This window comes from Microbispora hainanensis, from assembly GCF_006874475.1.
Taxonomy (GTDB): Bacteria; Actinomycetota; Actinomycetes; order Streptosporangiales; family Streptosporangiaceae; genus Microbispora; species Microbispora hainanensis.
On sequence record NZ_VIRM01000022.1, the window covers coordinates 1 to 13,104 of the forward strand.

Genomic DNA, 13,104 nt, shown 5'->3' on the forward strand with positions numbered 1-13,104 from the left:
GTCGGGGTCGAGCACCGCCCGCAAATGGCGGCCGGCTTTGGCCACCTCCGCCGCCCCCGCTTTGCCCGCCAGCTCCACCAGGATCGGCTCCGCCAGTGCGGCCTGCTCATCGGTCAACCCGGCGACAGCGGCGCAGATGGCCTCCACCACCCCCGCCGCCAACTCACCCACGGCGAACTTCTCCCGCACCACCGGTAGCCGCGGCAGCTCCGCGCCCAGCATCAGCAGGCGGCCCGCACCCCCCACCGTCATCCCGGCGGCGGTACGCAGCCAGGAGCGGGTGGAGGCATGCCCATGCTGCTTGGCCTGACCCGCTCGATGGACCCGGCCTACCCGGTCGGCCAGGGCGCAGGTGATCCGATCCTGGGCGAACAGCAACTCCTCCGCCTCAGCAAGGCACATGTCCACATCGTCGGGAAGCGGGACCAGCGCCAGCTCCTGCGCCACCTCACGAATAGACCCCACCACCACCCACGACGGCCGAGCACGGCGGCGGCCATCCGCGTCAGCGGCATCACCACGGGCGGCACCCGAGCCAGAGCCATCCGCGCCAGCAGCGTCCGCACCATTAGCGTGATCAGCGCCCACACCATCAGCACTTCCACGGGCGGCATCCGCGCCAGCGCCGTCCGCGCCAGCGGCCTTCGCGCCGACGGCAGTCCCAGGCGTGGCATCCGCGCCGGCGGCAGTCCCAGGCGTGGCATCCGCGCCGTCGGTACCCATGTGCGGGCTGGCTGGGCTTGTGGCGCCGGGGGTATCCGCAGGATGCCGGGGCTCGAAGCCGATGATCGGGAAGGGCTCGCGGGCGGATGAGCCGTCGGACGACCACAGTGGGGAATTGGCGATCAGACGGCCCCACCAACCGTCGTCAGGATTGTTCGAACGATGAAGGTGCTCAGGATCGATGTCGAACAGATCCATCACACCCTCCTCACTTGATTCGAACTGATGTATGCATTCTCTCACGGCCCGTGAGCGAGTGGCAACTGTGCGGAGCGAAGGGTTGGAGCCGCAGGCCAGGCCGAAAAAAAGGGCGTACCGGCCGCCGAAGGGGCTGCCCGGAAGGCAGCAAAGGAGCCGCTCAGAGAGCGCGGAAGGCACTACCCCAACAAACGCCGAAAGTTCGGAAACGGCGACGGGGCTGCCCGGGAAACGGCGGCGGGCTGCCTGGGAAACGGCGACAGCGCTGCTCCGAAAGTGGCGAAGGCTCAATAACGGCAACAGGGCTGCTCAGAAGGCGGCGATGGCGCGCTCGACGGCGTGCAGGGCGCGGTCGAGTTGGACGGCGCGGTCGGCGGTCACGTCCCGCATGGGATCACCGGCGCGGATCCTGATGCCGGCGACGTACGCGGCGAGGGAGCCGAGACATGGCGGCGCGGGGCGCGTTCGCGCGGGGAAACGCCGGCTGTGGCGGACACCGGGGCAGCGACGGCGGAACGGGCGCGTTCGCGCGGGGAAACGCCGGCTGTGGCGGACGCGGGGGCGGCGACGGCGGGACGGAGCCCGTTCGCAAAAGAAAACGCCCGTCAGGTGCGGCCGATGTCGGCGGGCAGGTCGAGGGCGAGCACGTGGTCGAAATGGAGGAAGGTCTCGAACTTGGACCCCGGCTCGACCGACTCGTCGGCCTCCAGGTCGCGCAGCAGGCGTAGCGCCGCAGGAGTGTCGAGGTCGTCGTCCAATGCCCGCTGGACGCGCTCGGCATGGACGCCGTCGATCGGGCGGCTCGGTGACTCCGCCCATTCGGCCACCCGACGCCGGAGTCGCCGCAGTTCCTGGTCGGCGGCGCGCAGGGCGTCCCAGGTGAGGTCGACCGGCCGCCGGTAGTGGTGCTCCAGCAGGGCCAGCCGTACGGCGAGGGGATCGAGACCGGCGGCGACGACGCCGGACAGCGGCACGACGTGGCCGGTGCCGGCCGGGCGACCCTCGAACAGCAGGTGTCCGGAGTGCGCCCAGTGGACGGCGGCCTCCTGGCCTGTGGCGGCGTTCGACTGGGCCCGTGCCCTTTCGTGGTGGGGGAAACACAGGTCGGCGCGGCCGACGTACAGGTCGAAGCGGGGCCCGAGGAACCGCAGGGGCGTGGCCGAGCATTCCAGGTCGTGGCCGGGGAGCCCGCGGCCCCAGGGCCCGTTCCAGACCGGTCTGGCGTCGTCGCCGGTCGAACCCCGCGGCGGTTCCGGCACCGGCTCCCAGAGGGGCCAATCGGGCGCCGAGCCCGGCTTGCCGGAGATCTCGCCGTACGTGGGGAAGGACGTCGCGTCGAAGAACACGGCCCCCTCCGGGGTGGCGTACGCGTGCCCGCGCTCGATGAGCCGCCCGATGAGCTCGATCACCAGGCCCATGGTCTCGCTGGTCCTGGGGGAGTGCTCGGGAGCGCGCATGTTGAGCGCGAGCGCGTCGGCGTCGAAGGACGCGCCATCACCATCACGATCACCAGCACCGTCGCCGTCGCCGTTGACACCGCGACCGCCGTTCCGGCGGGCGAGGTCGGAGACGCTGCGGCAGGCGAGCACACGTAACCCGGCGCGTTCGGCGACGCGGCGGACGAGGTCGGCGAGCAGGGCGGGGCGCAGGTCGGCGAGGCCGGCGGGCTCGTGCGCGGTGCAGGTGTACATCCGCAGGATCCGCGAACCGGCCGGGGCGACAGGCACGACCTGCCGGGTCAGGGTGTCGTGGAGCCGCAACATGCTCCGAGCCTACGTGCTGCCACCGACATCCCCGCCCCTGAACAGCCGCGGCCTCTGAATAGCCCCGCCCTCTGAACAGCCCCGGCCCCTGAACAGCCCCGGCCCCTGATCACCCGGCCCCGATCACCCGCCCCTGATTACACCCAAGCCGGAATCAGGGGAGGAAGGTCAGGATGTCGCGGTCGCCGCGTTCGCGCAGGCGGTCGAGGACCTCCTCACGACCGGCTCCCTCGGGCAGGCCGATGCGGGCGCCGATGAGCCGCAGGCCCTCGGCCTCCGACGCCACCGGAGCGGTGTAGCCGATCAGGTGCAGCGCATGGTTGATCGCGGGCAGCCCGGCCACCGCCGCGGGCAGGAAGCGCGTGAGCAGCTCGCCGCCGTCGGAGACGGTGAGGAAGACGTGGTCGCCCTCGGACGCGTTGTATTCGGCGAGAACGTTCCTGATCGAGCCGATGGTCGGCTGGTTGTGCCAGCTGATCACCACCTCGCCCGACGCGGTGGAGGCGGTGAGCTGCCCCCCGGGCGCCATGCCGAGGTGCGCGGCGAAGCCGGTCGGCAGCGGGGAGCCCGAGCCGCGCAGGTGCTCGGCGTTCACGTCGACGCGGTGCCACCAGCGGCCGTCCCTGCTGCGGAAGCAGCGGCGGGTCATCGACACGTCCCGGCGCGGCTGGTAGGCATCGGCCTGGTCGGGGACGGCCACCCTGATGTAGCCGCGCTGGGTGCGCTCGAACCCGGGCCCTCCGGCGTACGCCCTGATGGAGCTCTCGCTCACGTCGTAGCGGGAGGTCAGATTGTCGACGACCGTGCTCACGGAGGCCTCGCCGCCCGCGCGCTCGATCTCCCGGATGATCATCTCCCGGATGCCGAGGTATTCCTCGCCGCCCCAGCGCCGCAGGCCGTACTTGCTGCGGTCGAGCCGGATGAACCGTTCGTCGGAGGCGAGCTGGTTGCGGATGCCGACGAGGCTGTAGTCCTCGCCGATGCGCGACTGGATGTCCTCGGGGGTGAGCGGGGCGTGGGCGACCGCCAGCACGGCCTCCGCCTTGTCGCCCATGCTGCGCGGCCAGAGGACGACGTGGCCGTCCATGACGCGAAGCTGCGGCACCGACGCCAGCCAGCGCTCGGCGACGTCCTCCCGGATGCCGAGCTGGGCGACGAGGGCGACCGCCTCCTCCAGGGGCCGGGGGCCGTCGGCGAACAGCTGCCGGGTCTTCTCCCTGAGCTCGTCGGCGCCGCCCGCGATCATCCAGCCGTCCACCTGCTCATAGCCGGTCAGGAGCGTACGGACGAACCGCCAGGCGGGAATCGCGAGCGTGATCAGCTCGGTGCGGTGCCACGGCACGGCGGCGGCGAGGTCGTCGGCGGGCACGGCCGAGCCCAGCCGGGTGCGCAGCCAGGCCAGGTGGGCGTTCAGCGGCGCGGCGGACGGGCCGTTGAGCCACTCGCCCACGTGGTCGCGCAGGTCGCGCTCGATCTGCCGGATGCGCTCGCGGGTGACCGAGAAGCGCTGGGCCAGCTCGTCCAGCGTGGCCCGCTGGCCCTGACCGGGGTGCTGTGAGGCGTCGAAGTAGAGCCGGTCGCGGGCGATGGCCCGCTGACGGTCGTCCAGCCGGGCGAAGATCTCGTCGATGATCTCGGGCATCGGCCGCTCGGGGAGGGCGGGCGGAACGGCCGCCCCGGCCGGTTCGCCCGCGGGCTCCGTGGCGAGCAGCTTGTCGATCACGTCGACGTACAGGTCGTGGACGCTCTCCCGGGGGCCGGGCGTCTGGAGGCTCTCCTCGGGGTGCGTGAACCTGAGCAGCGGGAGGATGTCGCCGAGGACCAGGTGCGCCCAGCACGCGGTGGTGAGGTCGGCGAGCCGGGAGGCGACCTGGCCGGTTCCCACCGCCGCGCAGGCCCGGTCGAGGGGGAGCGCCTGCCACCACGCGTCGGGAAGACCGGGGTCGCTCGCGATCGGCTCTACCTGGCTGGGCGCGGTCCAGCGCAGCGGAGGCACGATGTCGCTAAGGCTGAGGTTCATGCAGGTCCAACCGGCAAGGGGAATATATCCGCAGTTCAGACTAGGGGATCGGACGTCAGGCCGGGATGAATGGACTGGCGCGCCCCGAATAGGACACGTAGAGGACTTCCCCCGCCCGCGTACATGCCACGTAGAGCAGCCCCCGTTCGCGTTGCAGATCGTGCGCCCGGGCCGTCGGGTCCTCGTCGGCCGGGGTCAGCGCGTCCGGCGCCGGCACGATTCCGTCAGCCACGCCTATCACGGCCACGCGACGGAATTCCAGCCCTTTCATTCCATGAAGAGAGGTGACTTTGACCGTGATGCCCGCTTCGCGTAATGCGGTGCGCGCGGTACGCACGAGGTCCGGGGTACGCGCGGCCACCGCGATCTGGGCCGTCGGCACGCCCTCCTCCAGCCATTCGGCCACGGTGGAGACGAGCCCGGCGATCTCCGCCTCGGCGTCCACGTATCCGCGCACCATCGGGCGCAGGCCGTTGTCCAGCGCGCGATAGCCGTACATCGCGGCGTTGCCCGCGACCAGGCCGTCGGCGGGACCACCGCCGCGCAGGCGCACTCCCCACGAAAGGATCTCGGTGGGCAGCCGGTGGGAGATCCGCAGGCGGAAGTGGCGGGCGGGAATGCCGACGTCCGTCAGCGCCACCCGCGTGTCGAACATGCGCTGGTGCGGGTCTCCCACGATGAACAGGTCGTTCGGGGCGACGGGGACCGCCGCCCGCAGCAGCCGCCACTGGGCCGGGTGCAGGTCCTGCGCCTCGTCCACCACGATGTGCCGGTACGGCTCCCGCCCCGGCGCCTCGTCGCCGAGCAGGTCGCCCACCGCCCGCCCGAGCAGGCCCGCCGCCTCCGAGGCGAGTTGGAGCAGGGTCCGCCGGCCGGACTCGCGCAGGCGCCGTACGACGTGCTGGACGGCCTCCCACACCAGCGCCCTGGCCTCGGGGTCGAGCCGGACGCCGCGGCCGGGCCTGCCGGCGGCCTGATACTCCTCCAGCGTCCGCAGGTCCTGCGCGAGGATCACCTGCTCCCACTCGCGCAGCAGGAACGCGCTGCCGAAGCGTCCGGCGGCCGCCTCCTGCCACAGCCCGGCCAGGTCGTCGGAGGAGACGAGGGCGGGGGCGCGGCCCTCCGCCTCGGCGACGATGCGGTGCGCGAGCCTGTCGACGTTGCCCACCTCGACGCGCTTGCGGACGACCTCGTCGTCGATGATCATGTCGAGCCGCGCGGACAGCTCGGTCGCGAGGCCCTGGGAGAACGTCACCAGCAGCACCGGGCCGGTGGCCGCACGGGCGAGCAGGGCCGCCCGGTGCAGCGCGATGACCGTCTTCCCGGTGCCGGCGCCCCCGGTGATCAGCACCGGCTGCTCGTACGCCGGCCAGTTGGCGTACGTGTGCTGCGGCGGATAGAGGAACGTGCACCAGGCGGGCAGCGTGAGGACGCGTTCGAGCTCCGCCGCGTCGGCGGCGAACACGGCCCGGTCGGGGCTGCGCCGCAGCGCCGCCAGGAGGTCGTCGGGGTCGATCTCGTCGGCGACGCGGGAACGGCAGGCGTCCAGCTCGCGCCAGGCCGCCGGGAGCGAGTCGCCGCGGGCGAGCGCCGCGAGCGGCGCGTACTGGCTGTACGGGAGCAGGGGCTCCACGGCCGCGAGGTGCGACTCCGACGTCATCAGCCGCAACAACGGCAGCAGGTGGGCGTCGACCCCGATGTTCAGCAGGTCGGTGTCGCACCAGTTCTCGAACAGCGGCCGGCCGCCGCTCGCCGACGCGCGGCGCAGGGCCGGCTCGATCCGCTCCAGGGCCTCGGCGTCCCAGGTCTCGACGATCCCGATGGCGGTGTTGACCCCGAACCTGTAACGCTGCGCGTACGACCACGCCTCGGCGTCCGGCAGCACGGTGAGCAGCCAGTAGACGTCGTCCTGCCGCACCACCACGCCCCGGTGGCGGTCGGCGAGCCGCAGGGTGGCGACGCGGGGATCACGGCAGTTGCGCACCTTCTCTGGGTGCGGCGCGGCGGACGCGTTCAGCAGGAACCGGCGTATCGCGACGGCGACGTCCAGGCGGACCGGCCGGGTGAGCGCGCCGAGCCCGCGCAGGAACTCCGGGGAGATGGCGAGCCGGGGCATCGGCTATCCCAGCAGGGACAGCAGGTCGCGGTCCCCGCGTTCTCGCAGCCGCGCGAGGAGATCGGGCCGACCGACGGGCGCGGTGAGGCCGACGCGCGCGGCGATCACCCGCGCCGCCTGCTCGGGCGTGCCGCTCGGCGCGGTGTAGCCCACCAGGCGCAGCGCGCGGCTCGTCGCGTCGCCGCCGTCGGCCGCCGGCAGGTGCCGTACGCGCAGCATGCCCTCCTCGGACAGGGTCAGGAAGATGTGGCTGCCCTCCTCGGCCGCGACCTCGTCGAGAATCCGCCGGAGGGAGCCCAGGACCGGCCGCGCGTGCCAGGAGAGGCCGACCTCCCCGGCCGCGCTGCGCACCGTGCGGTCCTCGCCCGGCGCGAGACCGACGTACGCCGCGAACCCGCTCGGCAGCGGCACCTCGGCGCCCTGGATGTGGTCGGCGGAGACGTCGAGTCTGAGCCACCACCTGCCGTCCGGCTGCCGGAAGCACCGCCGGGTCAGCGCGACGTCCTTGAGCCCGCCCTGCTGCCCGCCCTGCTGCCGGTCGGGGTCGATTTCGGACGCCTTCTGGGCGCGCAGCTGCGGCACGCTCTCCAGCCACTGCCTGGCGACGTCGGGACGGATGCCGAGAGAGCCGATCATCTCCAGCGCCCGGGGGACGGTCGGCGGGCGCTCGGCCGAGGCGATCAGACTCCGCGTCCGCTCCCGCAGGTCCTCGATGTCGCCGTCCACGAGCCAGTCGCCGGAGAGGCGATATCCGGGGAGCGTGGCGAGCACGAACCGCCAGGCGGGCACCTCCAGCGAGCGCAGTTCGCGTTCGTGCCACTCGGCCGCCGAGACGAACCGGTACTTCGGGATCGCGGTGCCGAAGGTGTCGGTGAGCCGGGTCAGATGCTCGTTGTACGGCTTCGCCTCCGGCAGCGCGAGCCAGCGGGACAGCCGGTCGCGCAGGGCCGCTTCGAGGTCGTGGATGACGGCGGGATGGACGGCCAGCAGCCTGGCGAGCTGCTCGGGGTCGGACGGTTCGTCGGAGAAGACCCGGTTCTGCGCCACCATCCAGGTCTGGTCGTCCAGGTCGCCGAACGCCGCATCGATCAACTCGGGGATCTCCGAGACCAGCTCTTCCGGTGGATCCTCAACCGGCCCGGAGACAGGCCCGTCGATCAACTCGGGGATCAGTCCTGGGACAGGATCGAAGACCGGCTCGAAGACCGGCTCGAAGACTGGGGCCTCCTCGGGGGACATCCGTAAGAACACGGCGGTGAACAGCGCGGTCAGCACGGGGCGGGCCTTGACGAACGGCTGGTCGGCCAGCTCCCGGCCGGACAGCGCGAGCAGGCCGTGCCACGACCCCGCCCGGTCGAGCGCGATCGCGACCTGGGGGTCGTCGGCCTCGTCGGGGTCGAGCACGTGCAGCGCGGGCAGCACGTCGCCGACGGCCGCCGCCGTCCAGTGGTCGAGCGCGAGCCCGGTGAGCAGGTCGCCCAGCGCCTCGGCGTCCAGGACGGCGAGCACCCGGTGCAGGGGCAGCGTCCGCCACCAGGCGTCCGGCAGGCCGGGCCGGTCGGCCAGGGCCGTGATGCGGGCAGCGTCACTCCAGCGCAGCGGTGGCACAAGGTCACTCAGGCAGAAGTTCATGCGTTCCCCATCACTCACGAAGACCAGTCCATAGTCTGGCAAACCGCCCCGTCGTGGTGGAGAGGTCAGTGACGTTCTGCGGCGAAACGGAGGCGGACGTAGTCGGCCATCCAGCCGGTCTCCCGGCGGAGCGCGGGGGCGGCCAGCTCGTTGACCCGGCGCAGCAGCGGCTCCACGGCCGCCGGGGGGACCCGCTCGAGCAGCGAGCCGGCGAACATCCTGACCCAGTCGGCCGCGCCGTTCGGGCACTCGTCGAGCGGGGTGGGGCGGTCGAAATACTCCAGCAGCCGGACGGTGAACCCGCCCTTCTCCAGCCGGAGGGCATACTCGGCGGGGCTGGGGAAATACCAGGGCAGCTCGGGCTCGGGCAGGCCGTACTCCCGCCAGGCGGTGAGCACGGCCGAGGTCAGGGTCGCGCAGTTGCCCGCGCCGCCCATCTCGGCGACGAACCGGCCGCCAGGCCGCAGCGCCTCCCGCACGCAGTCGATCACCGCGTCGGGGTCGCGGCTCATCCAGTGGAGCGCGGCGTTCGAGAAGACCGCGTCGTACGGCTGGGCGACCGTGAAGTCGTAACCCTCGCCCACCGTGAAGTCGAGTCCGGGATGGTGCGCGATGGCCTGCTCGATCATCGAGTGGGAGCCGTCGATGCCCAGCACGTGGGCGCCGCGCCCGGCGATGTCGGCGGTGAGCACGCCGGTGCCGCACCCGAGGTCGAGCACGCGCTCACCGGGGCGCGGGTCGAGCAGTTCCACCAGTGGCGCGCCCTGAGCCGAGACGTAGCCGAAGGAGCTGTCGTAGGCGCGAGCGTTCCACCGGCTGAGACTGGGGGTTTCGTACCTCAAGATCGGCTCGCATTCTGACACGTGGTGCCCTGTGTCGGGATTGCCGCAATCTCGTGCCGACTTGTGAGACTGCTGGGATAACGACACACTTTACGGCTTCCGTCGCGTCTGCGAGATCGGGAGACGGCCGGCAGGCTCAGCCGACCATCTTGGCCCAGTGCTCGGCCACGTACGCCTTGGCCTTGTCCTGCTCGGGGATGCTCAGGATCACCGGCTCGCCGGACACCTCCGGCAGCCTGGCGGCGGCGTCCCCGTCCAGCGCGTCGCGCATCTCCATGGCCTCCATCCGGGCGGGCCGCGCGTACGCCTTGAGGAACAGGTTCTGGCCCTCGTCGGACAGCAGGAACTCCTCCCACAACCGGGCGGCGGCCGGGTGCGGCGCGTCGGCGCTGATCGCCTGCATGTAGTAGGAGGCGAGCACCTCGTTCTTCGGGATCGTCACCCGCCAGGCCGACTCGCCACGGCCGGAGGCGGTCCGCGCCGCGTTCATGAAGTCCCAGTCGACCACCGCCGACGCCTGGTCGGGCCGGCCGAGCATGCCGCCCTTCTTCAGCCGCGCGAACAGGTCGACGCCCCGCGCGGCGTCCGGCAGCCCGTGGCCGAGCGAGGTGGCCATCACGGCGCTGAACGCCGAGGCCGTCCGGCGCGGGTCGCCCGGCAGCGCCACGATCGTCCCCGGCCTGACCAGCGCGCCGTACGTCGCGGGGGCGGGGACCTTCTTCGAGTCGTAGCCGATCGACATGTATCCGCCGTAGGCGGCGAACCAGCGTCCCCGCTGCTCCTTGGCCTCGTCGGGGATGTCCGCCCAGCCGGTCACCCGGTAGGGCGCGAAGAGCTTGGCGTTGGCGACCGCGACCTCCAGGGTGAGGTCGAAGACGTCCGGCGCCTGCTTGGTCCCCTTCAGCCGGGCCGCGGTGTCGATCTCCTGCTTGCTGCTCGCCTCCGGCACGATCGAGGTCACCTTGATGCCGTACTTGTCGGAGAAGCGGGCCATGATCTCCTTGTAGCCGACCCAGCCGCCCGGCAGGCCCACGACCGTGAGCGCGCCCTCCTTCTTGGCCGCGTCGACGAGCCTGTCCATCGTGCCGAACCCGGACTGGAGGCTGTCGGCGCGGGGGTTCAGAGGAGGCAGCGGCTTGTCCGACGAGGACGACGTCGGCTTCGAGCACGCGGAGATCGCGAACAGGAGGAGGGCAGCCGAGGAGATCGTCACGGCGCAGGCACGTATCGTCACGCCGCGTATGCTCCCCGCGCGGAGGCGGTCGTTCGCGGCGGCACGCTGGGGCATTACCGACTCGGCCCCCAGAGCAGGCCAGGGGATTACCGGGCGGGCGGCGGCGGCACGACCTTGGCCGCGGCCAGGGTGTCCTCGGCGATCTCCACGAGGCTTCCGTCCCGTTTGCGCACGGTGAGCACACCGTCGCGCCAGGATTCCAACACGCCGACGGCGTCCCGGTGCCCACCGGGCACCCTGCGCCGTGTCGTCACCCTTTTGCCCACGTCGGCGGGGCTGATGGCGACCACGAGACGGGCTCCGAGCCGAGGGGCCACGACGTTTGCCCCCCTCCTGTTCCGGCTAGTCGGCAGGCACCGCAATACTAGGGCTAGCAACCCGCGGTCGAGCCGTGCAACCCAGAAGGAGCCCGAGGTGACGTACGTCATCGCGCAGCCTTGCGTGGACGTCCTGGACAAGGCGTGCATCGAGGAGTGCCCCGTCGATTGCATCTACGAGGGCGAACGCATGCTCTACATCCACCCCGACGAGTGCGTGGACTGCGGTGCGTGCGAGCCGGTGTGCCCCGTAGAGGCGATTTTCTACGAAGACGACCTTCCCGAGCAGTGGAAGGACTTCTACAAGGCCAACGTCGAGTTCTTCGAGGAGCTGGGCTCGCCCGGCGGCGCCTCGAAGGTCGGCAAGATCCACAAGGACCACCCGCTCGTCGCGGCGCTCCCGCCGCAGGGCGAGGACCACTGATCGACGAGCGACCGGCACGGCGCCCGACCGGCGCCTGACCGGCGCGGACCGTGACGACTGGGGGATTCTCTTTGCTTGCGTTGCCGGACTTCCCATGGGATCGGCTCGTGCCCTATCAGGACCTGGCGCGGGCGCATCCCGGCGGGATCGTCGACCTGTCGGTCGGCACGCCCGTCGACCCGGTTCCCCCGGTCGCCCGTGAGGCGCTCGCCGCCGCCGCCGACAGCCCCGGCTATCCCCTGACGTACGGCACGCCGCGGCTGCGTGAGGCGGCCGCGGGCTGGCTGCGGCGGCGGCACGGCGTCACGATCGATCCCGCTGATGTGCTGCCGACCATCGGCTCCAAGGAACTGGTGGCCTGGCTGCCGACGCTGCTCGGCGTGCGGCCCGGCGAGCGCGTGGTCCTCCCCGAGCTCGCCTATCCCACGTACGACGTGGGCGCGAGGCTGGCCGGGGCCGAGCCCTACGCGACCGACGGGCTCCTCGCGCTGGGCCCCGAGCGGGTGCCCCTGGTCTGGGTGAACTCGCCGTCCAACCCCACCGGACGCGTCCTGCCCGCCGAGCACCTGCGCAAGGTCGTCGCATGGGCGCGCGAGCGCGGCGCGATCGTCGCGTCCGACGAGTGCTACATCGAGCTGGGCTGGGAGGAGCAGCCTGTCTCCGTCCTCCACCCGGACGTGTGCGAGGGCTCCCACGAGAACCTGCTCGCGGTCCACTCCCTGTCGAAGCGGTCGAACTTCGCCGGATACCGCGCGGGCTTCGTCGCCGGCGACCCCCGGCTCGTACGGCGGCTGCTGGAGGTGCGCAAGCACGCCGGCATGATGATGCCCGCACCCGTCCAGGCCGCGACGGCGGCCGTGCTCGACGACGACGCGCACGCCGACGAGCAGCGGGAGCGGTACGCCCGGCGCAGGGCGGTGCTGCGGCCCGCGCTGGAGCGGGCCGGCTGGCGGATCGAGCACTCGACGGCCGGGCTCTACCTGTGGGCCACCAACGGCACCGGCTGCTGGGACCAGGTGCGCGCGCTGGCCGAGCTCGGCATCCTCGTCGCGCCGGGCGAGTTCTACGGCGACGCCGGGCGCGAGCACGTCCGCATCGCCATCACCGCCACCGACGAGCGCGTCGATGCGGCGGTGAGCCGCCTCCAGTAGGATCGCGCGCCATGACGACAGCGATCGTGATCGTGCTTGGCCTCGCCACGGTCGTCGTCGTGCTGGGCGCGGTCGTGGGCGCGGTCGCCGCGAGCCGGCGGGCACGCACGCGCGAGCCGGTGCGTACGCCGCCCGCCGATCCGGGAGCGGCGCAGGCGCACGACCCCGTGGCCGAACCCGACTTCTTCGATCCTCGCACGATCAGGGTGGGCGACACCGTCTATGTGGAGGCCGCCCGTTATCGGGCGGCCGGCGCCCTGCACTGCACGATGCAGGGCGAGAAGTGGACGGAGTATCTGCTGGACGAGGGCGCCCGGCGCTACAACTGGCTGTCGGTCGAGGAACGGCCGGGCACGGAGGGCGAGTCCCTCCACCTGGAGGTCCTGTTATGGACCGACGTGCCGACCCAGGGAATGGTGCCGGCCAGGCACATGCTCATCGTCGACGGCCTGGAGTTCTATCCCGTCGAGCGCGGCACGGCCGCCTTCCGGTCCGAGGGGAACACCGGGCTGCCCGAGCGCGGCCTGCTCGACTTCGCCGACTACCGGACGGGCGACGGCCGCCTGCTGTCCTTCCAGCGTGTGCAGGGCGGCCAGTGGGAGGCGTCCTATGCCAGGCCGCTGACCCCTGGATCGATTCGCGTGGATCGGCTTCCCTGATCATCCGGGTAGGTTCTGCTTGTGG

At 72.1% G+C, this 13,104-nt stretch carries 11 protein-coding genes; 3 read left to right on the forward strand and 8 right to left on the reverse strand.

Going from position 1 to position 13,104, the window contains the following annotated elements:
- The 8 genes from FLX08_RS18850 to FLX08_RS18885 all read right to left on the reverse strand — a co-directional run.
- Positions 1–921 (reverse strand): 13E12 repeat family protein (locus tag FLX08_RS18850; protein WP_142620187.1); only part of this gene is annotated, 921 nt, incomplete at its 3' end.
- Between the two features lie 605 nt (positions 922–1,526).
- Complete coding sequence (locus FLX08_RS18855) at positions 1,527–2,684, reverse strand: cysteine--tRNA ligase (protein ID WP_142620188.1); 1,158 nt, start codon at positions 2,682–2,684, stop codon at positions 1,527–1,529.
- A gap of 154 nt (positions 2,685–2,838) precedes the next feature.
- Complete coding sequence (locus FLX08_RS18860; protein WP_142620189.1) at positions 2,839–4,704, reverse strand: sigma factor-like helix-turn-helix DNA-binding protein; 1,866 nt, start codon at positions 4,702–4,704, stop codon at positions 2,839–2,841.
- Between the two features lie 55 nt (positions 4,705–4,759).
- Entirely contained in the window at positions 4,760–6,820 is a 2,061-nt protein-coding gene (locus tag FLX08_RS18865) for a UvrD-helicase domain-containing protein (protein ID WP_142620190.1), read from the reverse strand.
- 3 nt (positions 6,821–6,823) lie between these two features.
- Positions 6,824–8,470 carry a hypothetical protein gene (locus FLX08_RS18870; RefSeq protein ID WP_142620191.1) on the reverse strand — a complete coding sequence of 549 codons (1,647 nt, stop codon included), beginning with the start codon at positions 8,468–8,470 and terminating at the stop codon, positions 6,824–6,826.
- A 47-nt stretch (positions 8,471–8,517) separates the two neighbouring features.
- Positions 8,518–9,294: a class I SAM-dependent methyltransferase gene (locus FLX08_RS18875; protein WP_142620192.1), complete on the reverse strand. Its 777-nt coding sequence runs from the start codon at positions 9,292–9,294 to the stop codon at positions 8,518–8,520.
- Positions 9,295–9,430: 136 nt separating this feature from the next.
- A complete protein-coding gene (locus FLX08_RS18880) occupies positions 9,431–10,528 on the reverse strand; it encodes an ABC transporter substrate-binding protein (RefSeq protein WP_244312741.1) in 1,098 nt (365 codons plus the stop codon).
- 86 nt (positions 10,529–10,614) lie between these two features.
- Positions 10,615–10,845: a putative acetyltransferase gene (locus FLX08_RS18885; RefSeq protein ID WP_142620194.1), complete on the reverse strand. Its 231-nt coding sequence runs from the start codon at positions 10,843–10,845 to the stop codon at positions 10,615–10,617.
- 97 nt (positions 10,846–10,942) lie between these two features.
- On the opposite strand from FLX08_RS18885, the gene fdxA reads away from it, so the two are divergent.
- The 3 genes from fdxA (at position 10,943) to FLX08_RS18900 (ending at position 13,079) form a co-directional block, all read left to right on the forward strand.
- A complete protein-coding gene (gene fdxA / locus FLX08_RS18890) occupies positions 10,943–11,269 on the forward strand; it encodes a ferredoxin (RefSeq protein WP_142620195.1) in 327 nt (108 codons plus the stop codon).
- A 71-nt stretch (positions 11,270–11,340) separates the two neighbouring features.
- Positions 11,341–12,420, forward strand: coding sequence for a succinyldiaminopimelate transaminase (gene dapC, locus FLX08_RS18895; RefSeq protein ID WP_142620196.1), 1,080 nt, complete (start codon positions 11,341–11,343; stop codon positions 12,418–12,420).
- Between the two features lie 11 nt (positions 12,421–12,431).
- Positions 12,432–13,079 (forward strand): DUF4178 domain-containing protein, encoded by a 648-nt coding sequence (locus FLX08_RS18900; protein WP_142620197.1) that lies wholly within the window; start codon positions 12,432–12,434, stop codon positions 13,077–13,079.
- Positions 13,080–13,104: the final 25 nt, after the last annotated feature.

Bases quoted from the DNA above. Each gene is read 5' to 3' on its own strand.
- FLX08_RS18865 (WP_142620190.1), bottom strand. From the start codon at position 6,820: ATGCCCCGGCTCGCCATCTCCCCGGAGTTCCTGCGCGGGCTCGGCGCG.
- FLX08_RS18860 (WP_142620189.1), bottom strand. From the start codon at position 4,704: ATGAACCTCAGCCTTAGCGACATCGTGCCTCCGCTGCGCTGGACCGCG.
- FLX08_RS18855 (WP_142620188.1), bottom strand. From the start codon at position 2,684: ATGTTGCGGCTCCACGACACCCTGACCCGGCAGGTCGTGCCTGTCGCC.
- FLX08_RS18900 (WP_142620197.1), top strand. From the start codon at position 12,432: ATGACGACAGCGATCGTGATCGTGCTTGGCCTCGCCACGGTCGTCGTC.